The 22520-nt window shown below is 67.1% G+C and carries 21 protein-coding genes; 13 read left to right on the forward strand and 8 right to left on the reverse strand.

Going from position 1 to position 22520, the window contains the following annotated elements; genetic code table 11:
- The first annotated feature begins 49 nt into the window (after positions 1-49).
- From K226_RS0105890 to K226_RS0105935, 10 genes are all read left to right on the forward strand, one after another.
- Positions 50-880: a TatD family hydrolase gene (locus K226_RS0105890; RefSeq protein ID WP_024813924.1), complete on the forward strand. Its 831-nt coding sequence runs from the start codon at positions 50-52 to the stop codon at positions 878-880.
- A 205-nt stretch (positions 881-1085) separates the two neighbouring features.
- Positions 1086-1601, forward strand: a complete 516-nt coding sequence (locus tag K226_RS0105895) for a DNA-deoxyinosine glycosylase (RefSeq protein WP_024813925.1) — start codon at positions 1086-1088, stop codon at positions 1599-1601.
- Positions 1602-2366, forward strand: coding sequence for a spermidine synthase (locus K226_RS0105900; protein ID WP_024813926.1), 765 nt, complete (start codon positions 1602-1604; stop codon positions 2364-2366).
- Between the two features lie 49 nt (positions 2367-2415).
- Positions 2416-4209 (forward strand): GspE/PulE family protein, encoded by a 1794-nt coding sequence (locus tag K226_RS0105905; RefSeq protein WP_024813927.1) that lies wholly within the window; start codon positions 2416-2418, stop codon positions 4207-4209.
- Between the two features lie 153 nt (positions 4210-4362).
- A complete protein-coding gene (locus K226_RS0105910) occupies positions 4363-4851 on the forward strand; it encodes a tripartite tricarboxylate transporter TctB family protein (protein WP_024813928.1) in 489 nt (162 codons plus the stop codon).
- A gap of 15 nt (positions 4852-4866) precedes the next feature.
- Positions 4867-6378, forward strand: coding sequence for a tripartite tricarboxylate transporter permease (locus tag K226_RS0105915; protein WP_024813929.1), 1512 nt, complete (start codon positions 4867-4869; stop codon positions 6376-6378).
- Between the two features lie 132 nt (positions 6379-6510).
- Positions 6511-7806 (forward strand): DUF3422 family protein, encoded by a 1296-nt coding sequence (locus tag K226_RS0105920; protein WP_024813930.1) that lies wholly within the window; start codon positions 6511-6513, stop codon positions 7804-7806.
- Positions 7807-7987: 181 nt separating this feature from the next.
- A complete protein-coding gene (locus tag K226_RS0105925; RefSeq protein ID WP_024813931.1) occupies positions 7988-9610 on the forward strand; it encodes a gamma-glutamyltransferase family protein in 1623 nt (540 codons plus the stop codon).
- Between the two features lie 27 nt (positions 9611-9637).
- Positions 9638-10567, forward strand: coding sequence for a DMT family transporter (locus K226_RS0105930; protein WP_035240905.1), 930 nt, complete (start codon positions 9638-9640; stop codon positions 10565-10567).
- 135 nt (positions 10568-10702) lie between these two features.
- Complete coding sequence (locus K226_RS0105935) at positions 10703-11533, forward strand: SDR family oxidoreductase (protein ID WP_024813933.1); 831 nt, start codon at positions 10703-10705, stop codon at positions 11531-11533.
- A 94-nt stretch (positions 11534-11627) separates the two neighbouring features.
- On the opposite strand, the gene K226_RS0105940 is transcribed toward K226_RS0105935, so the two are convergent.
- The gene (locus tag K226_RS0105940) at positions 11628-12527 is read right to left on the reverse strand and encodes a DMT family transporter (RefSeq protein WP_024813934.1); all 900 of its coding nucleotides are present in this window, start codon (positions 12525-12527) and stop codon (positions 11628-11630) included.
- A gap of 93 nt (positions 12528-12620) precedes the next feature.
- Between K226_RS0105940 and K226_RS0105945 the strand changes: the two genes are divergently transcribed.
- A complete protein-coding gene (locus tag K226_RS0105945) occupies positions 12621-13604 on the forward strand; it encodes a quinone oxidoreductase (RefSeq protein WP_024813935.1) in 984 nt (327 codons plus the stop codon).
- 2 nt (positions 13605-13606) lie between these two features.
- Positions 13607-14431 (forward strand): DUF4743 domain-containing protein, encoded by an 825-nt coding sequence (locus K226_RS0105950; protein ID WP_035241441.1) that lies wholly within the window; start codon positions 13607-13609, stop codon positions 14429-14431.
- Positions 14432-14566: 135 nt separating this feature from the next.
- On the opposite strand, the gene K226_RS0105955 is transcribed toward K226_RS0105950, so the two are convergent.
- The 7 genes from K226_RS0105955 to K226_RS0105985 all read right to left on the reverse strand — a co-directional run bounded on the left by K226_RS0105955 (position 14567) and on the right by K226_RS0105985 (position 20825).
- The gene (locus K226_RS0105955) at positions 14567-15238 is read right to left on the reverse strand and encodes a histidine phosphatase family protein (protein WP_024813937.1); all 672 of its coding nucleotides are present in this window, start codon (positions 15236-15238) and stop codon (positions 14567-14569) included.
- Positions 15239-15365: 127 nt separating this feature from the next.
- Positions 15366-16331, reverse strand: coding sequence for a threonine dehydratase (locus K226_RS0105960; protein ID WP_155886500.1), 966 nt, complete (start codon positions 16329-16331; stop codon positions 15366-15368).
- A gap of 71 nt (positions 16332-16402) precedes the next feature.
- The gene (locus K226_RS0105965; protein ID WP_024813939.1) at positions 16403-17278 is read right to left on the reverse strand and encodes a PhzF family phenazine biosynthesis protein; all 876 of its coding nucleotides are present in this window, start codon (positions 17276-17278) and stop codon (positions 16403-16405) included.
- 23 nt (positions 17279-17301) lie between these two features.
- Positions 17302-17925, reverse strand: a complete 624-nt coding sequence (locus K226_RS0105970) for a glutathione S-transferase family protein (protein WP_024813940.1) — start codon at positions 17923-17925, stop codon at positions 17302-17304.
- Positions 17926-17927: 2 nt separating this feature from the next.
- On the reverse strand, positions 17928-19115 hold the full coding sequence (locus K226_RS0105975) for a PLP-dependent aminotransferase family protein (RefSeq protein WP_024813941.1): 1188 nt from the start codon (positions 19113-19115) through the stop codon (positions 17928-17930).
- Between the two features lie 187 nt (positions 19116-19302).
- Entirely contained in the window at positions 19303-20229 is a 927-nt protein-coding gene (locus tag K226_RS0105980; RefSeq protein WP_024813942.1) for a DMT family transporter, read from the reverse strand.
- On the reverse strand, positions 20226-20825 hold the full coding sequence (locus tag K226_RS0105985) for a LysE family translocator (protein WP_024813943.1): 600 nt from the start codon (positions 20823-20825) through the stop codon (positions 20226-20228). Before K226_RS0105985 ends, K226_RS0105980 begins: the two co-directional genes overlap by 4 nt.
- 135 nt (positions 20826-20960) lie before the next feature.
- Here K226_RS0105985 and K226_RS0105990 point away from each other — a divergent pair, with 135 nt between their 5' ends.
- Complete coding sequence (locus K226_RS0105990) at positions 20961-22421, forward strand: PLP-dependent aminotransferase family protein (RefSeq protein ID WP_024813944.1); 1461 nt, start codon at positions 20961-20963, stop codon at positions 22419-22421.
- Positions 22422-22520 lie beyond the last annotated feature (99 nt).

Consider the following 22520-nt stretch of genomic DNA (forward strand, 5'->3'; position numbering starts at 1 on the left):
CCGCTGCCAGGCCGCTGCCAGGTGCGCGCTGGTCGGGCATCATGTCGGCATGTCTTCCTGGATCGATACGCACTGCCACCTGGACGCCGCCGAGTTTGCCGCCGACCGCGACACCGTGCGCCAGCAGGCGGCTGCAGCAGGCGTGGCGCATTGCGTGATTCCGGCGGTAGAGCGTGCCAACTGGGATGCCGTGCGCCAGCTCGCGCACCGCCACGGCGACAGCTACGCCCTGGGCATTCACCCGCTCTACACCGCGCGGGCGGCCGATGCCGACCTGGCGCTGCTGGCCCAGGCGCTGGAGCAGCACCATCGTGACCCGCGCCTGGTGGCCATCGGCGAAATCGGGCTGGATTTTTTTGCCAATGGACTGGATCCCGCGCGGCAGGAGCAGTTTTACCGCGCGCAACTGCAGCTGGCGCGCCGGTTCGATCTGCCGGTGATCCTGCATGTACGCCGTTCGGCCGACAAGCTGCTCAAGGGGCTGCGCGACATTGCCGTGCCGGGCGGCATCGCCCATGCCTTCAATGGCAGCCTGCAGCAGGCGCAGGCGTTCATTGCGCTGGGGTTCAGGCTGGGGTTTGGCGGCGCGGTGACTTATGACCGGGCGCTGCAATTGCGCCGGCTGGCGGCCGAGTTGCCCGCATCGGCCCTGGTGCTGGAAACCGACGCGCCCGACATCCCGCCGCACTGGCTTTACACCCCGGCCGAGCAGCGCGCTGCCGGAAAGCCGCAGGGGCGCAACGCGCCGGCCGAGCTGCCCCGCATCGCCGAGGTGGTAGCGGGCCTGCGCGGCCTGCCGCTGGCTGCGCTGGCGCGCAGCACCAGCGCCAACGCCTGTGTGGCGCTGCCGCGCCTGGCCGGGTTGGTGCAGAAAATTTGAAGTGTTTTTGACCTCTAGCGCTTGCTGGATAAGCGCAAGTAGCTATTTATTTGATAGTGACAAGGCTGTACCCCGGGTTTCAGTCCAGAATCGAAGCATGAAGGACAGAACGGGGGCTGAGTACCCCACCAACCGCCCCACCACCCGTCCCGCGCCACCGGCGCCGCCCAATCTGGCCGCGCCAATCTCTGAGGGGGCTGGCCCGCTGCTGGCGCCCGGCGGCGAGCGCCTCACGGGCTTGGCGCCCGTGGTGTCCGACCGTACGGTGGTGCTGGTGCTGGGCAGCTTTCCGGGCGCGGCCTCCTTGCGGGCGGGGCAATACTATGCGCACCCGCAAAACCATTTCTGGCGCATTGTGCAGGCGCTCTGGCCGCAGCACCCGCTGCCGGACAGGCAAGACTACGGCCTGCGCTGCGACTGGTTGTTGGCGCGGGGCCTGGGCCTGTGGGATGTGTACGCCAGTTGTGAGCGGGTGGGTAGTCTGGACACCCGCATCCGCAATGCGCAGGTCAACGACTTTGCGAGCCTGCGTGCGCGCTGCCCCCGGCTGGCGGCCATCGCCCACAATGGCGGGGAGAGCTTCAAGCATGCGCGCAGCACGGCGTTGCTGGGGGTGCCGGTGCACCGGCTGCCGTCGACCAGCCCGGCCAACGCCTCCTGGAGTTTTGATCGTAAATTGACCGCCTGGGCCGACCTGCTGGCCCGGCATGGATTGGTGTGAATGGCCCGCAATAAAAAAACCGCGATAGAACTGCCCGAAGTGAGTGTCTCCGACGATGGCGAGGTGCGCCACCTGCACCTGGGCACGCCCTGGATCCAGGGCTCCATGCGCGTGGCCGAGCCGTTCGAGATCGAGCTGCAGTATGTGCAGCGCATGATGGCCTGGCTGCTGTTTGTCGAGCCCGCCAGCGTCACCAAGCGCCATGCCATGCAGCTGGGGCTGGGGGCCGGGGCCATCACCAAGTTCTGCCACAAGAAACTGCGCCTGTGCACCACGGCCATCGAGCTCAACCCCCAGGTGCTGGCGGTGTGCCGCCAGTGGTTCAAGCTGCCGCCCGATGGCCCCAAGCTGCGCGTGGTGCTGGCCGATGCAGCCGAGGAAATCAAGAACCCGATGTGGCTGGGCACCGTGGATGCCCTGGCCGTGGATTTGTACGACCACGAAGCCGCCGCGCCGGTGCTCGACAGCCCTGATTTTTATGCCGACTGCCGCGCCCTGCTGACCGAGGACGGCTGCATGACCGTCAACCTGTTTGGCCGCGCGTCGAGCTTTGAGCGCAGCCTCAAGAGCATGGCCAGCGCCTTTGGCGAAGACGCGCTGTGGGCCTTCAAGCCCACCCGCGAGGGCAACACCGTGGTGCTGGCGCAGCGCACGCCCAGCCGGCCCAAACGCACCGAGCTGGCGGCGCGGGCCGAGGCCATCCAGGCGCGCTGGGATCTGCCCTCTGCCAAGTGGCTGCGCGTGTTCAAACCCGTTGTGGACTGATCGTCCGCAGCCGCGCGCCGAGCCATTGCACCGTCTTCCAAGGCCCCTGATGAAAACCCTCCCCGAAACCTCCGCGCCTGCTGCGCCTGCGATCCATGTCGGCCCGCTGGACTGGCGCCGCATGGTGGACTGGTTGCGCTCCGATGGCGTGATATCGCTGGAAGAAGCCCAGCGCACCATTGCGCGCTGCTCGCAGGCCGAAAGCTCGCAGCATCCGCTGGTGCGGCTGGCCAGCGTGTCCATGGCGCGCGCCAGCGACGGCAAGCCGCTCGATATCGAAGCACTTACCGAATACCTGGCCAAGCGCGCGGGCCTGCAATACCTGCGCATCGACCCGCTCAAGGTGGACGTGGGCCGCGTGGCCGACAGCATGAGCGCCCAGTATGCCGAGCGCCACAAGGTGCTGCCGGTGCAGGTGACGGCCAAGGAGGTGGTGGTGGCCACGGCCGAGCCCTTCATTGACGACTGGGTGGCCGAGGTGGAGCGCCAGTCGCGCCGCGCGGTGCGCCGCGTGGTGGCCAGCCCGCAGGATATTCACCGCTACACGGCCGAGTTCTTTGCGCTGGCCAAGTCGGTGCGCGCGGCGCAGAAGGCGGGCGGCAACTCGGGTGGCAGCAGTTTTGAGCAGCTGGTGGAGCTGGGCAAAAGCAACAAGCAGCTCGATGCCAACGACCAGGGTGTGGTGAAGGTGGTGGACTGGCTGTGGCAATACGCGTTTGACCAGCGCGCCAGCGACATCCACCTGGAGCCGCGCCGCGAGCAGGGCGTGATCCGCTTTCGCATCGACGGCGTGCTGCACCCCGTCTACCAGATGCCCATGGGCGTGCACAACGCCATGGTGTCGCGCATCAAGCTGCTGGGCCGCATCGACGTGGTGGAAAAGCGCCGCCCGCAGGACGGCCGCATCAAGACCCGCAACCAGCGCGGGGACGAGGTGGAGATGCGCCTGTCCACGCTGCCCACGGCGTTTGGCGAAAAGATGGTGATGCGGATTTTTGACCCCGACAACACCGTCAAGAATCTGGATGCCCTGGGCTTTGCGCCGCACGACGCGCAGCGCTGGGAGGCGCTGGTCAAGCGCCCGCACGGCATCATCCTGGTGACCGGGCCCACCGGCTCGGGCAAGACCACCACGCTGTATGCCACCTTGAAGCGCGTGGCCACCGAAGAGGTCAACGTGAGCACGGTGGAAGACCCGATCGAAATGATCGAGCCCAGCTTCAACCAGACGCAGGTGCAGCCGCAGCTCGACTTCAACTTTGCCGAAGGCCTGCGCGCCCTGATGCGCCAGGACCCGGACATCATCATGGTGGGCGAAATTCGCGACCTGGAAACCGCCGAGATGGCCATCCAGGCGGCGCTCACGGGGCATCTGGTGTTCTCCACCCTGCACACCAACGATGCGCCCAGTGCCATCACCCGCTTGATGGAGCTGGGTGTGCCGTCTTACCTGATCAATGCCACGCTGCTCGGTGTGCTGGCCCAGCGCCTGGTGCGCACGCTGTGCAAGCAGTGCAAGCAGCCCGACACCTCGGCCGCGCCCGAGGCGCTGGCCGAGGTGGTCAAGCCCTGGAAGCTCTCGGGCACTTACCAGCCGTTCAAGGCCGTGGGCTGCGTGGATTGCCGCATGGGGGGCTTTCTGGGGCGCATGGGGCTGTACGAGCTGCTCACGGTGAGCGAGGCGCTCAAGGACAAGATCACCCAGGCGCCATCGATCGACGTGCTGCGCCGCCAGGCCGTGGCCGACGGCATGCGTCCCCTGCGCCTGGCTGGCGCCCTGCGCGTGGCCGAAGGGCTGACCACGCTCGATGAGGTGGTGGCGGGGACCCCGCCGCTCGAATGACCCGGGGGGTGGCCGCTGCGCCCCTTTTTGGCACGGCAAAGCACGACAAGGCTAGGCGCGGCGGCGGTGCCCGGGTGTAGGTGGAATCCACATCGCTGGGGGCCTGTATTCCCAGCACAATCGCGATGTCGAGATTCCGCCTAGGAGACATTCGTGAAAATCAAGAGTCAAAAAGACTTTTTTGCCGGCCTCATGTTCATGTGCGTCGGCGTGGCCTTCGCCTGGGGCGCCACAACCTACAACGTCGGCACCGGCGCCCGCATGGGCCCGGGCTATTTCCCGCTGATGCTGGGCATCCTGCTGGCACTGATTGGCAGCCTGATCGCCTTCAAGGCCACCGTGGTGGAAACCGTGGACGGAGACAAGATCGGCAAGTGGGCCTGGAAGCCGCTGTTCTTCATTCTGGCCGCCAACTTCACCTTTGGCATCCTTTTGGCCGGCTTGCCCAGCTTTGGTATTCCTGCCATGGGCCTGATTGTTGGCATCTATGCGCTGACCTTCGTTGCCAGCCTAGCGGGCAATGAATTCAATGCAAAGGCCGTGTTCATTCTGGCCACGGTGCTTGCCGTGGGCAGCTATGTGGCATTCGTCTGGGCGCTCAAGCTGCAGTTTCCTGTGTGGCCGAGTTTCATTACGGGTTAAGCAGGAGCACTGACCATGGATTTATTTGACAACCTCTCGCTCGGTTTTGGCGTTGCTTTCACGTTCCAGAACCTGATCTACTGTTTTGTAGGCTGCCTGCTGGGCACGCTGATCGGTGTGCTCCCAGGCATCGGCCCCGTGGCCACCATCGCCATGCTGCTGCCCGCCACCTATGCACTGCCACCCGTGGCCGCGCTGATCATGCTGGCCGGTATTTACTACGGTGCGCAATACGGTGGCTCGACCACCGCCATTCTGGTGAATCTGCCGGGCGAGTCATCGTCGGTGGTGACCGTGATCGACGGCTACCAGATGGCGCGCAAGGGCCGTGCGGGACCCGCGCTGGCGGCTGCCGGCCTGGGCTCGTTCTTTGCCGGTTGCGTGGGCACGCTGATTCTGGCGGCCTTCGCGCCTCCGTTGACCGAAGTGGCCTTCAAGTTCGGCCCCGCCGAATACTTCTCGCTGATGACCCTGGGCCTGATCGGCGCGGTGGTGCTGGCCTCGGGCTCGCTGCTCAAGGCGGTGGGCATGATCGTGCTGGGCCTGCTGATGGGCCTGGTGGGTACCGACGTGAATTCGGGCGTGGCCCGTTTCAGCTTCGATATTCCTGAGCTGACCGACGGCATCGGCTTCGTGACCATTGCCATGGGCGTGTTCGGCTACGGCGAAATCATTGCCAACCTCTCGCGTCCTGAAGAAGACCGCGAAGTGTTCACTGCCAAGGTGGAAGGCCTGTTCCCCACCAAGGAAGACTTCAAGCGCATGCTGCCCGCCGTGATCCGCGGTACGGCGCTGGGTTCTGCCCTGGGTATCCTGCCCGGCGGCGGTGCCCTGCTGTCGGCTTTTGCTGCCTACACCATTGAAAAGAAAACCAAGCTGCACCCCGGCGAAGTGCCCTTTGGCCAAGGCAACATCCGTGGCGTGGCGGCTCCCGAGGCCGCCAACAACGCGGGTTCGCAAACCTCGTTCATCCCGCTGCTCACGCTGGGCATTCCACCCAACGCCGTGATGGCGCTGATGGTGGGTGCCATGACGATCCACAACATCCAGCCTGGCCCCCAGGTGATGACCAGCAACCCCGAGCTGTTCTGGGGCCTGATCGCCTCGATGTGGATCGGCAACGCCATGCTGATCGTTTTGAACCTGCCGCTGATCGGCATCTGGATCAAACTGCTCACGGTGCCTTACCGTTGGCTGTTCCCATCCATCGTGCTGTTCTGTGCGGTGGGCGTGTATTCCACCAACAACAACACCTGGGATGTCTGGATGGTGGGTCTCTTTGGCCTGGTGGGTTACATCTTTCACAAGCTGGGCACCGAACCCGCGCCCCTGCTGCTCGGTTTCATCCTGGGCCCGATGATGGAAGAAAACCTGCGCCGCGCCCTGCTGCTCTCGCGTGGCGACTGGAGCGTGTTTGTCACGCGTCCGCTGTCGGCCGGTCTGCTGGCGGCCGCTGCCCTGCTGCTCATCATCGTGCTGCTGCCTGCCGTGAAGAACAAGCGCGAAGAGGCCTTCGTCGAAGACTGACCCAACGCCCCGGTCCCGCAGCGCGGGACCCGGCTGCAAGCACAACGGCACCCTCGGGTGCCGTTGTTTTTTGGCAAGATGGTTCGGCAAAACGGTGCAACGCCCGGTACACAATGGCGCACCGAGGACCGCATGCCACCACCCAACCGCCCCACGCAGCACCCGCACCGGGTCATGCTGCACAACGAGATTCACGCCCGCCCGCCCGAGGCCCTGACGGCGCCGCTGGCCATTGCCCACATCGTCATGCTGGCCGATGCCGCCGGCCGCGAAGCCAGCCGCGCCCATGTGGCGGCGCTGCTGCGCGACCACCACCTGGCGCTGCCCGATGCGCAGACCACGCACCTGCGCATGGACCTGGGTGTGTTTCGCATCCGCTGGGAGTTGCACACCGAGTTCGTGTCGTGGACCTTTATGGTGCCCACACCCGTCGAGGCTTTTGGCGAGCGCGATCCCACCAGCGCCATCGACGTGGTGCCGCGCGAATGGCTGGCGGCGCTGCCGGGCCAGTGTCTGTGCAGCCTGAACCTGTGGGTGCTGCCCACCCAGCAGTTTGGCTCGGGGTCGCTGGTCAGGCATGTGCTGCACGAGGACACGCTGGTGGCCTCCACCGTGGCCGACGGGCATGGCGAGCTGTACACCGACTTTGCCATCCATGCCGATGGTTTTTCGCGCATGGTGCTGCTGGCCGGCGGCATGACACCGCGCCGCCTGGGGCGCCTGGTGCAGCGCCTGCTGGAGATCGAAACCTACCGCATGGCCGCCCTGCTGGGCCTGCCCGCAGCCCGCGATGCCGCCAATGTGCTGGCCTTTGCCGAGCGCGAGCTGGCCGAGCTGGCCGATGCCATCCGCACCGCCAACCGCGATGCCGAGCCCGCGCTGCTCGACCGCCTGACACGGCTGGCCGGGCAGGTGGAAAGCCAGTATGCCGCCACGCATTCCCGGTTTTCGGCCAGCAGTGCCTACTTTGAACTGGTGGACCGCCGCATCCAGGACATCGCCGAATCGCGCCTGGCGGGCATGCAGACCATTCGCGAGTTCATGGACCGCCGGCTCACGCCCGCGCGCAGCACCTGCGAGTGGGCCACGCGGCGCCAGGACGCGCTGTCGCAGCGCGTCTCGCGCATGAGCAACCTGCTGCGCACCCGCGTCGAAATCGAGCAGCAGCAAAGCAGCCAGGCGCTGCTGACCACCATGAACCACCGGCAGGATTTGCAATTGCAGATGCAGTCCACGGTGGAAGGCCTGTCGGTAGCCGCCATCACCTATTACATCGTGGGGCTGGTGAGCTACCTGGCCAAGGGCGCGCAAAAGCTGGGCTGGCCCCTGTCGCCCGAGACCACGGCGGCTGTGGCGATTCCGGTGGTGGCGGTGGGCGTGTGGTGGTCGCTGCGGCGGCTGCACCACCGGGTGTTTCGCAAGCACTGAAAGCGTTCTGAAAACGCCCCTGGGGTTTTGCATGGCGCTTGCCGCACTGGCTCGCACCGGGCCGTTCGGGGCTGCGCCGCCTGCGCCCCCGCGCCGCTGCCCCCTCCGGAGAGCGCTGAGCCGGGTTTTTGGCCGCTGAAGGGTCTCGGCGCGCTGCGGGCAAGCGGCCGATAATCGCTGCATGCCATTCAGCTACACCCCCTCTTATGCCAGCACCCGCTTGCCGGTGTTTGCGCGCAACCTTTGTTCCACCTCGCACCCGCTGGCCGCGCAGGCCGGTTTGCGCATGCTGCAGCAGGGCGGCAATGCGGTGGATGCCGCCGTGGCCGCCGCCGCCGCCATGACGCTGTGTGAGCCAGTCAGCAACGGCCTGGGCAGCGATGCGTTCTGCATCTTGTGGGACGGGAAGGCGCTGCATGGCTTGAATGCGTCGGGCCGCGCACCGCAGGCGTGGACGCCGGAGTATTTTCATCGCCGCTACGGCACCGGTGCGGCCACGCCGCCCAAGCGCGGCATCGACTCTGTCACCGTGCCCGGCGCCGTGAGCGCTTGGGTGGCGCTGTCAGAGCGCTTTGGCAAGCTGCCGTTTGCCGACCTCATGGCACCCGCCATCGAGATCGCCGAGCGTGGCTACCTGGTGCCCGTGGTGGTGCAGCAAAAGTGGGCCGCCGCTGTGCCCGAACTGCAATCGCAGCCCGGTTTTGCGCAAAGCTTCATGCCCTGGGGGCGCGCGCCGCAGGTGGGCGAGCTGTTCCAGTTTCCGGCCGCCGCGCGCGCCTTGCGCGCCATTGGTGCCACGCGCGGCGAGGCCTTTTACACCGGCGAAATCGCCCAGGCCATGGCTGCCTTTGCGCAGGCCCACGGCGGCAGCCTCAGTCTGGCGGACCTGGGCGCGCACCGGCCCGAATGGGTGACGCCCATTGCCCGCAACTACCGGGGCTACACGTTGCACGAGATTCCGCCCAGCGGCCAGGGCATTGCCGCCCTGATTGCGCTGGGCATCCTGGAGCAGTTTGACCTGGCCAGCCTGCCGGTGGACGGGCCCGAGGCCCAGCACCTGCAGATCGAGGCCATGAAGCTGGCGTTTGCCGATGTGTACCGCTATGTGGCCGAGCCTTCTTGGATGGAGGTGACCCCCGCGCAAATGCTCGATGACGGCTACCTCGCTTCCCGTGCCAGACTCATCCGCATGAACCAGGCGCAGGATTTTGGGGCGGGCAACCCGGTCAAGGGCGGCACCATCTACCTCACAGCGGCCGACGAGAACGGCATGATGGTGAGCTTCATCCAGAGCAACTTCACCGGCTTTGGCTCGGGCTGCGTGGAGCCCACGTTCGGCATCAGCCTGCAAAACCGGGGTTTCGGGTTCAGCACTGACCCGGCAGGTGCCAACCGGGCCAATCTGGTGGCGCCGGGCAAGCGGCCGTTTCACACCATCATTCCAGCCTTTGTCACGAAGGACGGGCAGCCCGTCATGAGCTATGGCGTGATGGGCGCCAACATGCAGCCCCAGGGCCACATGCAGACACTGGTGCGCATGCTCGACCACGGCCAGAACCCGCAGATGGCCTGCGACGCGCCGCGCTGGCGCTTCAATGCGGGGCTGTCGATCAACGTCGAGGCGTCGATGCAGCCCGCCACCGTGCAGGGCTTGCAGGCGCTGGGCCACCGCATCGACGTGCTGCAGGACTCTTACCAGGACTTTGGCGCGGGCCAGTTCATCTGGCGCATGGGCGACCCCAAGGTGCATGGCTACCTGGCTGCCAGCGATGCGCGCCGCGACGGCCTGGCGGCCGGGTTTTGAATGCGTTGGTGTGAGTTTTAATCAAAAGTGCCTACAGCCCAATCACAGCAAGCGCAAGCAGCTAGAAAAAATGTAGCAACTGGTTTATTGCTGGCGCTGTTCGGCGCCATCGCCTTCAGCGGCAAGGCCATCATCGTCAAGCTGGCCTACCGCCATGGCGTGGATGCGGTCACGCTCATCATGTACCGCATGCTGTTTGCGCTGCCCATTTTTGCCGTGATGGCGTGGTGGGCCAGCCGGGGCAAGCCGCCTTTGTCGCGCCGCGACTGGCTGGGCGTGGCAGGCCTGGGTGTCACGGGCTACTACCTGGCCAGCTTTCTGGATTTTGCCGGGCTGGCCTACATCAGCGCCAGCCTGGAGCGGCTCATCCTGTACCTCAACCCCACGCTGGTGATGATGCTGGGCTGGGTGCTGTATGGCCGCAGCATCCGCTGGGGCCAAGCGCTGGGCATGGCCATCAGTTACTGCGGCGTGGTGCTGGTGTTTGGCCTGGAGGCCCGGCTGCAGGGCGCCGATGCGGCCTGGGGCGCGCTGCTGGTGTTTCTGAGCGCCGTCAGCTATGCCATCTACCTTGTTTACAGCGGCGAGATGGTCAAGCGCATCGGCTCGCTGCGGCTGGTGGGCCTGGCCACCACGGTGGCCTGCCTGTGCTGCCTGCTGCAGTTTGTGCTGCTGCGGCCCCTGAGCGCGGCGGTGGTGGCGCCCGAGGTGATCTGGCTGTCGGTGCTCAATGCCACGCTGTGCACCGCGGCGCCGGTGCTCATGGTGATGATGGCCATCGAGCGCATTGGCGCCGGAATGGCGGCCCAGACCGGCATGGTGGGCCCGCTGTCCACCATCCTCATGGGGGTGTGGATTCTGGGTGAGCCCTTCACGCTGTGGGTGGCGGCGGGCACTGCGCTGGTGATTGCGGGCATTTTTGTGTTCACGCGCATGTCGCGCCAGCCGGTGCGCTGACGCTCCACGGGCGCCCCACCCGCCGGGGCAACCAACCGCGCCGTGGGGGCACCGCCGGGCCACGGCGGTCGCCCGCGCAGGCCCCATTTATGATTTGAAACGGCTGCGAGTTGCGGCCAGCAATCGGGAGTTTTTATGGATCTGGGAATCGCGGGCAAATGGGCGCTGGTGTGTGGTGCCAGCAAGGGGTTGGGGTTTGGTTGCGCGCAGGCGCTGGTGCGCGAGGGCGTGAACGTGGTCATCAACGCGCGCAACGCCGATGCACTGCAGGTGGCTGCTTCTCAATTAATAGCTGCTGGCGCAGACGCAGCAAGCGCCAGAGGCCAAAATGGCACCAAACCCGTGGTGCTGACGGTGGCCGCCGATATCACCACCCCCGAGGGGCGGGCCGCTGTTTTTGCCGTGCCCGGCGGGCCGGGGCGCGATTTCGACATCGTGGTCACCAACGCGGGTGGCCCACCCACGGGCGATTTTCGCGACTGGGACCGCGACGCCTGGATCAAGGCGGTGGACGCCAACATGCTCACCCCCATCGAGCTCATCAAGGCCACGGTGGATGGCATGGCTGCGCGGGGTTTTGGCCGCGTCGTCAACATCACCTCCAGTGCGGTGAAGGCGCCGATTGACATCCTGGGCCTGTCCAACGGCGCACGCAGCGGGCTCACCGGTTTTGTGGCAGGCGCCGCGCGCAGCAAGCTGGCAGCGCAGGGCGTCACCCTGAACAACCTGCTGCCGGGCAAGTTCGACACCGACCGCCTTGCCACCACGCTGGGCGCTGCGGCCACCAAGTCCGGCAAAAGCCTGGACGACGTGCGCCGCGCCCAGCAGGCGCAGATCCCGGCCGGCCGCTTTGGCAACCCCGATGAGTTTGGTGCCATCTGCGCGTTCCTGTGCAGCGTGCATGCGGGCTACATGACGGGCCAGAATGTGCTGGCCGACGGCGGCGCCTACCCCGGCACGTTCTGACGGCGTTGCATGGCGCTGTGTGATGGCGCTTAGTTTTTGATAGCTGCTTGCGCTTGTCCACAAAGCGCGGGCGGCTGTTTTGATTAAAAAACCTTCAGCGCCGCGACGACACCACAATTCCGCCCACGATCAGTGCAAACGCCACAGCGTGGTAGCCGCTGGGCGCTTCGCCCAGAAACGCCGCCGACAGCAAGGCGGCAAACAGCGGGGTCAGGTTGGAGAAGAACCCGGCCACTGCCGGCCCGGCCCGCTGCACCCCAATGCCCCAGCAGCGGTAGGCCACCAGCGCCGGACCGATGGCGATGAACAGCAGCGCCGCCACCAGCGGCCAGCCCCATGCAATGTGCGTGTGCCCCGTGGCCCACTCGGCGCTGGCAAAGACGCCCGACCAGGCCAGGCCAAACACCATCTGCCCTGTCAGAAAGGCGGCCCAGTCGCCGCGCACGCTGGCGGGCTCGCTGGTGCGCACCAGCAGCCAGCTGTAGAACGACCATGAAATCGTGGCCAGCAGCATGAACAGATCGCCCGCCACCAGGCGCAGCGCCAGCAGCTGGCTCCACTCGCCCCGACTGAGCACGGTGAGCACGCCGATCATTGACAGGGCCGCGCCCGCCAGCTGCCGACGCGTGACGGCTACGCCAAAAAACAGCGCGCCCACCGCCAGCATCCACACCGGCATGCTGGAGCCCACCAGCGTCACGTTGATGGGTGTGGAGGTCTGCAGCGCCAAGTATTGCAGTGCGTTGTACAGGCCCACCCCCAGCAGCCCCAGCAGCGCATAGCGCCGCCAGTGCGGCCACAGCGGGCTGTCCGGGCGCAGCACGCGGTGCGTGAGCGGCAACAGCAGTGCCAGGGCCAGCGCCCAGCGCAAAAAATTGAGGGTGATGGGCGGCACCAGGTCATGAACCAGGCGGCCCACCACGGCATTGCCGGCCCACAGCAGCGGCGCCGTCACCAGCAGCGCCACCGTGCCGGGCGTCAGTCGTTGAGTCATGCCGTCACTGTAACGGTGGGGCCCCAGCGAGGCTTGCAGATTCATGGCAGGATGACAGCCCCCTTGTCGCATCCATTACAGGAGACCGTTTTCATGAGCCTTGCCGTCCAGATCCGCCAGCCCGGTGGCGCCGAAGAACTTCACCTGGTTGACGTGGCCGTGGGTGAGCCCGGGCCGGGTGAAATCCGCATCCGGCACCACGCCATCGGCCTGAACTTCATCGATGTTTACCACCGCACGGGTCTGTACCCGCTCAACCTGCCCGCCACCATCGGCATGGAGGCCGCCGGCGTGGTCGAAGCCGTGGGTGAGGGCGTCACGCACCTGAAGGTGGGCGACCGCGCCGCCTATGCCAGCCAGCCGCCCGGTGCCTATTGCGAGGCGCGCGTGATGCCCGCCAAATGCGTGTGCAAGCTGCCCGACGCCATCAGCTTCGAGACCGGCGCGGCCATGATGCTCAAGGGCCTCACGGCGCAATACCTGCTGAAAAAGACGCTGCCGGTGGAGGGGCTGCACCCCGGCGACCATGTGCTGTTCCATGCCGCCGCCGGAGGTGTGGGCCTGATCGCCTGCCAGTGGGCCAAGGTGCTGGGGCTGCAGCTCATCGCCACCGCTGGCACCGATGCCAAGTGCCAGCTGGCGCTGGCCAATGGCGCGGCCCACGCCATCAACTACGCCACCGAAGACTTTGCGGCGCGCGTGAAAGAAATCACCGCAGGCCAGGGCGTGAAGGTGGTGTACGACTCGGTGGGCAAGGACACCTGGGACAAGTCGCTGGAATGCCTGCGCCCGTTTGGCCTGATGGCCAGCTTCGGCAACTCCTCGGGCCCGGTGGCGCCTTTTGCACCCGGCGCGCTGGGTGCCAAGGGCTCGCTGTATGTCACGCGCCAGACGCTGTTCAGCCACATCGCCACGCGCGAAAGCACCCAGGCCATGGCCGACGACCTGTTTGCCGTGGTGGCCAGCGGGCGGGTGAAGATCCACATCGACCAGCGCTACCCACTCGCCGAGGTGCAGCAGGCGCACCGCGACCTGGAAGCGCGCAAGACCACCGGCTCGACCATCCTCACGCTGTGACGCTGGCCGCCAAAGCGTCTGCCGCCGAATGGCTGGCCACGGCCCGCGCGGCTGTCCGTCAGCCGCCCGCGCAAGCGCGTGAGCCCCTGTGGGTGGCGGGGCAGGCCGTGGGGTCGGTGGCGACCGGGATTTTGAGCCAAATCGACCTTTGGCGCTTATCAGATAAGCGCTACCAGCTACTGAATCAGGAGCATTCTGGTGAATGGACGTGGCACCTCGATGTGGCGCCCGACGCCGTCACCCCTGCGCTGAACCTGCTGGCGCAGGCCCTGCGCGCCCAGGGCCAGTGCGGCCCGTGGCGCGACGAGCAACTGGCGGTGTGCAACGCCCATGGCGAGCGGCTGGGCACCATCGAGCGCGGCGCCGTGCGTGTGCTGGGCATTGCCACGCGGGCCGTGCACCTGGTGGGCAGGGCGCCGGATGGACGCATCTGGGTGCAGCAACGCTCCAAAACCAAGCCCAACAACCCGGGCATGTGGGACACGTTGATGGGCGGCATGGTCTCGGCCGCCGACACCTTGCAACAGGCGCTGGAGCGCGAAACCTGGGAGGAGGCGGGCTTGCGCCTGCCTGAATTGCTTGGCTCTGAACACGGCGGTCAGGTGGATTTCAGCCGCCCCAGCCGCGAGGGCGGTGGCGTGGGCTACATGGTCGAGCGCATCGACTGGTTTCGCTGCACCGTGCCCGAAGGGCTGGAACCCCGCAACCAGGACGGCGAGGTGGAGCGGTTTGAGCTGTGGAGCCCCGCCCAGGTGCGCGAGTGCATTGCCGCGGGCGGGTTCACGCTGGAGGCCGCGCTGGTGCTGGGCGCCTGCTGCGGGCTTTGACAGCCTGCATGAAGCGGGCCGATGCCTCTGTGATCATTCCGTTTCCAAATCATTCGTGTCTAGGCGCGAAGCCGCAGGCAGTGCTGTAGCACGACAAGGCGAAGCAACGACGACACGGGTGATTTAGAAACGGAATCAGGCGTGCGTCACCCAGTCGGCATGCTCGCGCCCGTTCAGGTGCGGCAGGGTGTTGAAGGTCTGCAGCATCAGCCGCTTGGGCGACACGCTGAACTCGGTCACGGCGCTGTTGCGGATGCGCATGTTCAGCGCAATGGTCACCTCGGGCGCGGTGCCCAGCACCTCGCCCACTGCCGCCGAAATGGGGCCACCGCTGCTGACCAGCAGCACGTTGTGCCCCGCGTGCTGGTGGCGCACATGGTCGAGCGCGGCGCGCACGCCGCCGGCAAATTCGTCCCAGCTGGGCATGCCCTGCGGGCTGATGACGCCCGCCATCCATTGCGCCAGCGCGTCGCACAGCAGGCGGAAATGGTGGCGGTATAGCTCGGGCGTGTCGGGCTTGGCCAGGGGTTGCGGGTGGATGGCGCGAATGAGCGCCAGGCTGTCGTATTCGTTCAGGCCCGGCATCTGCAGCGGCTCGGGGGTGATCTGCAGGCCTTCGGCAATGCCTTCAAGCGTCTGCGTGTGGCGCCGCAGCGTTCCGGTAAGGATGGCGTCAAATGCCTGGCCCTGTGCGCGCCAGTGTTCGCCCAGCCGCACCGCCTGCTCACGCCCCCGCGTGCTGAGCTGGTCGTAATCGTCGGCACCAAACGAGGCCTGGCCGTGGCGCACAAGGTAGAGGGTTCCCATGGCGGGAATTTAGGGGAATAGCCAGTCTGCCTATGTCTCGCGGGCGACGCATGCTATTGAAAGAGAAGCGAACCACGCGGTGCTGGCCGCCCTGTACGCAAGGCCGGGGCCTGTGGCTGCCGCCGGTTCAGGGTGCGGGGTGCAGCACCTGGCTGAAGATGTCCGCATCCACATTGCCGCCCGTGAGCGCCACGCCCACCGTCTGGCCCGCAAGCCGGTCTTTCTCTTGCAGCGCCGCCGCGAAGGCTGCGGCGCCTGCACCTTCGGCCACGTTGTGCGTGTCGGTGAACAAGGCGCGCATGGCGGCGGCCACCTCGTTGTCGCTGACCTGCACGATGTGGTCGATGTGCGGTGCAATGATGGCCAGTGCCGCGGCGTCGGCCACGCGGCAGGCCATGCCGTCGGCCAGCTGGGTGGTCACCGGGGCCTCCACCACGCGGCCTGCGGCCACCGAGTCGGCATAGGTGGTGGCATGGCTGCTGACCACGCCCACCACGCGCACGCCATGGCCGAGTGCCAGCTTGGCCGCAATCGCCGAACAAGCGCCCGAGCCCTGGCCGATGGGCACATACACCACATCGAGCTGCGGCACGGCGCGCAAAAACTCCCACCAGTAGGTGCTTACGCCACGCAGCAGGTCGGCGTGAAAGCTTGGCACCATGTGCGCGCCACGCTCGGCCGCGATCTGCATGGCGTGTTCGCGCGCCTCCTGGAAGTCGCTGCCGTGCTCGATGAGCCTGACGCCCAGGGCACGCATGGCGGTGTTCTTTTCGACCGAGTTGCCGCGTGGCACGACGATGGTGCAGGCCACACCGTGGCGGCGCGCGGCCCAGCCCATGCTCTGGCCGTGGTTGCCGCGCGTGGCGCTGACCACCTCGCGCGGCAGTGCGCCGCGCCGCGCGAGCTGGTCGAAGTAGGTCAGGCCACCCCGGATCTTGAAAGCGCCCACGGGGGTGTGGTTTTCGTGCTTGAGCCAGCAGTCGGTGCCCAGGCGCTCGCTCAGCAGCGCCCAGCGGTATTGCGGCGTGGCGGCAAAGTCGCGGTAAACCACCTGTGCGGCGGCTTCGATGTCGGCCAGGGTGGGAAGGGGCATGGAGAAAACTTCTGTTTTGATAGCTGCTGGCGCTTGCTGAATGGCCGCTTGGAGCTGTTTTGGCTTGTTTTTTACAGCCGCACCGTGCCGCTGATGCAGGTGACGGTGTGGCCGCCCACCCAGATATCCGCGCCATCTTGTTCAACATGCACCCGCCCGGCGCGGCCCAGCGCCGTGCCCTGGCTGGCCACGTAGCGCGCGGGCGCGAGGCCTGCGCCAATAAGCCATTGCGCCAGCGCGGCATTGAGGCTGCCCGTGACGGGGTCTTCCGCCAGGCCGTTGTTGCCGGGGAAGAAGGCGCGCACGTCGAAGGCGATGCCGTCCGCATCACTGCTGCCCACCACGCCGACCTTGCCACGGGGGCCGACCACGCCCACATCCAGCCCGGCAAGGATGGCGCCGTCGGGCTTCAAGGCCAGCACCTGCGCGGCCGAGCGCAGCATCACGCCGCGCCAGTTCGGGCCGTTGTCGCACCAGGCGTGGTGCAGGATGTCGCTGCGCGCCACACCAAGGCCCTGGGCGATGCGGGCCACATCGGCTTCGTCGAGCGGGCCGCTTTTGATCAACGGTGGGGCCGCAAAGGCCAGGCGGTCATCGTCCTGGCGCAGCGCGACCAGGCCCACGCCGCACTCCTGCACCACGCGGCCCGCCACGAGGGGCTGGCCGCCCGATTGCAGCCAGGCATGGCAGCTGCCCAGCGTGGGGTGGCCGGCAAACGGCAGCTCGCGGCCCGGGCTGAAGATGCGCACGCGGTAATCGGCCCCCGCTGCGCGGCCCTCGGGCGTGGGCGGCAGCACAAACGTGGCTTCGGACAGGTTGGTCCAGTTGGTGAACTGCTGCATGGCTTCTGCCGTGAGGCCTTCACCGTCCAGCACCACGGCCAGCGGGTTGCCACGGTAGGGCTCGGGGGTGAATACGTCGACCTGCAGAAAAGGGCGTTGGCGCATGGCGGGACTTGGAAGGAAAGAACTCAGGACAGCGGCTGGTCCAGCACGCCGCGTGCGCCGGGGCGCTCGCGCAGGGCCTGGAACCAGCGTTCCAGGTGGGGCCGGGCGGTGCGTTCCTGGGGCAGGCCCCACCAGCGATGGATCTCGCAGCCCACCGGAATGTCGGCCATGGTGAAGTGCTCGCCTGCCATGAAGGGCTGGTGCGCCAAGTGCGCGTCCAGCAGCGCCAACAGCGCTTCGGTGGCCGCCACCGAGCGGTGGATGAGCGCCTCGTTGCGCTGCGTGGCCGGTGTGCGAATCCACTGCATGAAGGCGTCGCGCCCGGCAGGGTTGAGCGTTGTTTGCTGCCAATCCATCCATTGCTCGGCCACAAACCGGGCAGGCAGGGCTTCGGGATAGAGCTGGCCGGGTGCATAGCGGGCGCACAGGTAGCGCACGATGGTGTTCGACTCCCACAGCACCACGCCGCCTTCGTCTTCGATCAGGGGCACCAGGCCGTTGGGGTTGAGGCCCAGGTAATGTGGGTCACGCACGATGCCAAATTGCCCCCCGGCATCGGTGCGCTGCAAGGGCAGCGCCAATTCCTGCGCGGTCCATACCACCTTGCGCACATTGATGGACGAGAGCCGCCCCCATAGCCGCAACATGCTCAGCCCTTTGCCAGTTGCGCGCGGATGGCCGCTGCCAGCGCGGCGATGGCGGTGCGGATCTCGTCGCTGGTCGCGGTGACATACGACAGGCGCAGGGTGCGGGTGTCGGGGTGTTCGGCATAAAACGGCGCACCGGGCACAAAGGCCACGTTGCGCTCCACGGCCGCCGGCAGCAGGGCCTGCGCATCCATGCCTTCGGGCAGCATCACCCACAGGAACATGCCACCCGCCGGGCGCGTCCAGGTCACATCCAGGCCGGCCATTTCGCGCTCCAGCGCGTCCAGCATGGTGTCGCGCTGCTGCTTGTAGAGTGCGCGGATCGTGGGCACATGGCGGTCGAGAAAACCGTCCCGGATCACTTCGGCGACCACACGCTGGTTGAAACCGGGCGTGTGCAGGTCGGCCGCCTGCTTGGCTTGCAGCAGCTTGGGGTAGATGGCCTTGGGCGCGACCAGAAATCCGATGCGCAGGCCCGGGGCCAGCACCTTGGAAAACGAGCCCATATAGATGCAGCCGTCGGGGTTGCGGGCGGTCAGGGGCGCGGGTGGGGCCTCGCCAAACCACAGGTCGCCATAGGGGTTGTCTTCGATCAGCGGAATGTTCAGCTCGGCCGCCTTGGCCACCAGCGCGGCGCGGCGTGCCTCGGTCATGGTGCGGCCCGTGGGGTTCTGGAAGTTGGGCAGCACATAGGCCAGGCGGGCCTTGTCGGCGCCGGTGCCCACCTTGGCGGCAAAGTCGTCCACCAGAATGCCGTCGTCGTCGCTGGCCACGCTCACGGCCAGCGGTTCTTGCGGCGCAAAGGCCTGCAGCGCGCCCAGGTAGGTGGGCGTTTCCACCAGCATGCGGCTGTCCTTGTCGAGAAACACCTTGCCGATCAGATCGAGCGCTTGTTGCGAGCCGGTGGTGATGAGCACCTGGTCCGGGTCCACCGCCCAGGGCAGCATGTCGGCCACGGCCTGGCGCAGGGGGGCAAAGCCTTCGCTGGTGGCGTATTGCAGGGCGGCCGCGCCGTCGCGTGCCATCACGGTGTTGCAGGCCGCGGTGAACTCCTGAAGAGGGAACGCCTTGGGCGAGGGCAGGCCGCCGGCCAGGCTGATGATGCCGGGCTTGTCGGTCAGTTTGAGGATCTCGCGGATTGCCGAGGGGTTCATCTTGGCGGCGCGTGCAGCCAGGGTCCAGTTCGTCATGCAGTCATCTCCAGTGGGCGCCCGGCAGGGGCGCGCTTGTCATCCGATTAAAAGGGCCGCTTTGCGGCGGGGCCAGGGGGTGCGGGTGGACCGATGGGGTCGCACTTTAACCCGCCCGATGGGCGTAACGCGCCTGTCTCGGCGTGGGCCCGTGGGGGTTGTGGGGGTTCGTGGCGGGTTGTCATCGTCATCCCTGCGTGGCCCGCGCCCGCACCGGCATGCGACGGCCCAGCAACACGGTGGCCATCACAGCCAGGCCAAAGCCTGCGCTCACCGCGTCCAGGCCCTCGCCCAGCAGGGGCACGGCAAACAACATGCCCAGAAAGGGTTGCACCAGTTGCACCTGGCTCACGCGCACCGTGCCGCCCAGCGCCAGGCCCCGGTACCAGGCAAAAAAGCCCAGCCACATCGAGAAAACCGATACATAGGCAAACCCGCTCCAGGCGACGGCGGGTACGGACACGTCAGGCCACGACAGCGCGGCCAGCGGCGCCGTGACTGGCAGCGAGATCACCAGTGCCCAGCAGATCACGAACTCGGCGCGCATGTGCTGCGACAGCCGCGCGCCAAAACCATAGCCCACGGCCGCGCACAGCATGGCACCCAGCAGCAGATCGGCCGGGTGCAGCGCCAGCCCGGCGGCGCCCGAGCGCAACACGGCAAACCCCACCACCAGCCCGGTGCCCAGCGCCGCACAGGCCCAGAAGGCTGGCGACGGGCGCTGGCGGTGCAGCAGCGCGCCCACAGCCGCAGTGGCCAGCGGCAGCACGCCCACGATCACGCTGGCGTGCACGGCGCTGACATGGCGCATGGCTATCGAGGTGAGCAGCGGAAAGCCAAACACCACACCGAGCGCTGTCAGCACCAGCGGCCAGGCGTCGGCGCGCTGCGGCAGCGGTGCCCGCAGCGCCAGCAGCAGCGCCCCCGAAAGCAGCCCCGCCAGGGCCGCGCGCCCCATAGCGATGAACAGGCCCGACATCAGTGGCGCATCGGGTGTGCCCACGGCCAGCCGGGTCATGGGCAGGGTCAGGGCAAAGATCGTCACGCCGAGCAGGCCCAGGGCCAGCCCGCGGGCCTCAGCGCCGTGGGCTGGATGGGCGCGGGGCGGCGTCATGCGCGCACCATCCAGGCCGCCGTCACCACCAAGACAAGCGCCATGGCGCGGTTGAACCACAGCAGGCGGCGCCCGTGCGCCAGCCAGTGGCGCAGCAACGCGCCCACGGAGGCATACGCAAAATTGCTGGTCAGCGCAAACAGGGCCATCACGGGCAGCACCACGGCCAGGCGCTGCAGGCTGTCTTCGCGCCCCACGATCCAGCCCGCCACGATGGTCAGCGACAGCAGCCAGGCCTTGATGTTCACGAATTGCAGTGCCGCGCCTTGCCAAAAGCCCACGTCCATGCGGGCAGCGTCGGCCTCGCCCAACTGGCCGCTCTGGCTGAGTTTCCAGGCCAGCCACACCAGGTACGCAATGCCCACGGCCTTGATGGCCCAGCGCAGCGCGGGCACCGCCACCACCGCGGCGCCCAAGCCGCCCGCGCACAAAAGCAGCAGGGCGCTCCAGCCCACGGGCACGGCGCAGACAAAGCGCATTGCGTGGCGCAGGCCCCGGTTGGCCGCCAGCGCGGTGGACAGCGTGGTGTTGGGGCCGGGGCTGAAGCTCATGGCGGTGGCCAGTGCCAGCAGGGCAGTGAATTCAACAGGTGGCATGGCCTTGAAAAGAGAATGTTGGGCTGTTACTGTAGAGGCAATGGCAATACAGTACCGGTACAGTTAATCTGACAATCAAACCATCTGTAGTGGTGGTTGTGTCAGCACAGTCGGCATTTCTGCACAAGGCCCCGCATGTTGACCCGTTACAGCAACCACACCCTGACCGAACAGCTGGCCGAGCGTTTTGCCGAGCGCATCCGTTCGCGCCTGCTGCCTGCGGGCGCGCGCTTGCCGTCGGTGCGCGAATGCGCGCGCCAGCAGGGCGTGAGCCCCTACACCGTGGTGGCAGCCTACGACCAGTTGCAGGCCCAGGGCCTGGTAGAGGCGCGCAGCCAGCGCGGCTTTTTTGTGCGGGATTTTGTGCAGAATGGGGCGCTAGCCCAAGAGGGGCAAGCGCAAGCAGCTATACAAAATGTAGCAGGTGTGGCGCTCAGGGCGGCCACGGGCACGGGGTCGTTGCCCTCAGGTTCGCGCATCAACGCCACGGCGCTGATCCGGGGCATGTTCCACCAGGCGTCCACCCATCCGCAACCCGGCGCGGGCGTGTTCCCGGCCGATTGGCTGGAGACGGGCTTCATGGCGGCGGCGGTGCGCAAAGTCACCGGCAGCCGGGCGTTGCAAGAGGGCTCACTGCAGTATGGCGAACCCATGGGCGACCCCGGCCTGCGCCAGGTGCTGGCGCGCAAGCTGGCTGGCCTGGGCATTCCCGCGCGGGCCGGGCAGATCATGACCACGGTGGGCGCCACCCATGCGCTCGACATCGTCAGCCGCACGCTGCTGCGGCCCGGCGACCCGGTGATGGTCGAGGAGCCCGGCTGGTCGGTGGAGTTTGCGCGCCTGGATGCCCTGGGCATGCACATCCTGCCCGTGCCGCGTCGCGCCGACGGGCCCGATCTGGCCGTGATGGCGCGCTATTGCGAGGCCCACGCCCCCAAGCTGTTCGTGAGCGTGAGCGTGTTCCACAACCCCACGGGCTATTGCCTGTCGCCCGGCAGTGCGCACCAGGTGCTGCAGCTGGCACAGCAGCACAACTTTCATGTGGTGGAAGACGACACCTACAGCCACATCGCGCCCGAACACGCCACGCGGCTGTCGGTGCTCGACGGCCTGCGGCGCACCATCTATGTGAGTGGTTTCGCCAAAATCCTCGCGCCCAACTGGCGCGTGGGCTACCTGGCGGCGCCACCCGATCTGGTGGAGCGCCTGCTCGACACCAAACTGTTGTCCACCCTGACCACCCCGTCCATCCTGGAGAAGGCGCTGGCCCTGTGCATCGACCAGGGCCAGTTGCGCCGCCATGCCGAGCGCATGCGCCTGCGCCTGGCCCAGGCGCGCTCGCGCAGCGTGCAGCTGGCGCTGGAGGCAGGTTGCAGCTTTGCCGCCGAACCTGCGGGGCTGTTCGGCTGGGTGGAAACGGGCGTGGACACCGACGTGCTGGCCCAGCGCATGCTGGACGAGGGCTACCTGCTGGCGCCCGGGGCGTTGTTCCATGCCAGCCGGCAACCGTGCACGCTGATGCGCATCAACTTCACCACCACGCAGGACGCGGCCTTCTGGCGCGTGCTCCAGCGGGTGGTGGCGCAGAGCCGATAGCCGCGTTTGGATCAGGCGTTGGATCTCAAATTCCGCTCGCCTTGAGGTCGAAGCCCTTCGACAAGCGCAGGGCGAACGGTTGAATTTTTGCCAGACCGC

Origin of the sequence: Acidovorax sp. JHL-3, assembly GCF_000526295.1 — a bacterium.
Classification (GTDB): Bacteria; Pseudomonadota; Gammaproteobacteria; order Burkholderiales; family Burkholderiaceae_C; genus Acidovorax; species Acidovorax defluvii.

Coding starts and splice junctions, on each gene's coding strand:
- K226_RS0105890 (WP_024813924.1), top strand. CDS start 50: ATGTCTTCCTGGATCGATACGCACTGCCACCTGGACGCCGCCGAGTTT.
- K226_RS0105900 (WP_024813926.1), top strand. CDS start 1,602: ATGGCCCGCAATAAAAAAACCGCGATAGAACTGCCCGAAGTGAGTGTC.
- K226_RS0105905 (WP_024813927.1), top strand. CDS start 2,416: ATGAAAACCCTCCCCGAAACCTCCGCGCCTGCTGCGCCTGCGATCCAT.
- K226_RS0105915 (WP_024813929.1), top strand. CDS start 4,867: ATGGATTTATTTGACAACCTCTCGCTCGGTTTTGGCGTTGCTTTCACG.
- K226_RS0105920 (WP_024813930.1), top strand. CDS start 6,511: ATGCCACCACCCAACCGCCCCACGCAGCACCCGCACCGGGTCATGCTG.
- K226_RS0105925 (WP_024813931.1), top strand. CDS start 7,988: ATGCCATTCAGCTACACCCCCTCTTATGCCAGCACCCGCTTGCCGGTG.
- K226_RS0105935 (WP_024813933.1), top strand. CDS start 10,703: ATGGATCTGGGAATCGCGGGCAAATGGGCGCTGGTGTGTGGTGCCAGC.
- K226_RS0105940 (WP_024813934.1), bottom strand. CDS start 12,527: ATGACTCAACGACTGACGCCCGGCACGGTGGCGCTGCTGGTGACGGCG.
- K226_RS0105945 (WP_024813935.1), top strand. CDS start 12,621: ATGAGCCTTGCCGTCCAGATCCGCCAGCCCGGTGGCGCCGAAGAACTT.
- K226_RS0105955 (WP_024813937.1), bottom strand. CDS start 15,238: ATGGGAACCCTCTACCTTGTGCGCCACGGCCAGGCCTCGTTTGGTGCC.
- K226_RS0105960 (WP_155886500.1), bottom strand. CDS start 16,331: ATGCCCCTTCCCACCCTGGCCGACATCGAAGCCGCCGCACAGGTGGTT.
- K226_RS0105965 (WP_024813939.1), bottom strand. CDS start 17,278: ATGCGCCAACGCCCTTTTCTGCAGGTCGACGTATTCACCCCCGAGCCC.
- K226_RS0105970 (WP_024813940.1), bottom strand. CDS start 17,925: ATGTTGCGGCTATGGGGGCGGCTCTCGTCCATCAATGTGCGCAAGGTG.
- K226_RS0105975 (WP_024813941.1), bottom strand. CDS start 19,115: ATGACGAACTGGACCCTGGCTGCACGCGCCGCCAAGATGAACCCCTCG.
- K226_RS0105980 (WP_024813942.1), bottom strand. CDS start 20,229: ATGACGCCGCCCCGCGCCCATCCAGCCCACGGCGCTGAGGCCCGCGGG.
- K226_RS0105985 (WP_024813943.1), bottom strand. CDS start 20,825: ATGCCACCTGTTGAATTCACTGCCCTGCTGGCACTGGCCACCGCCATG.
- K226_RS0105990 (WP_024813944.1), top strand. CDS start 20,961: ATGTTGACCCGTTACAGCAACCACACCCTGACCGAACAGCTGGCCGAG.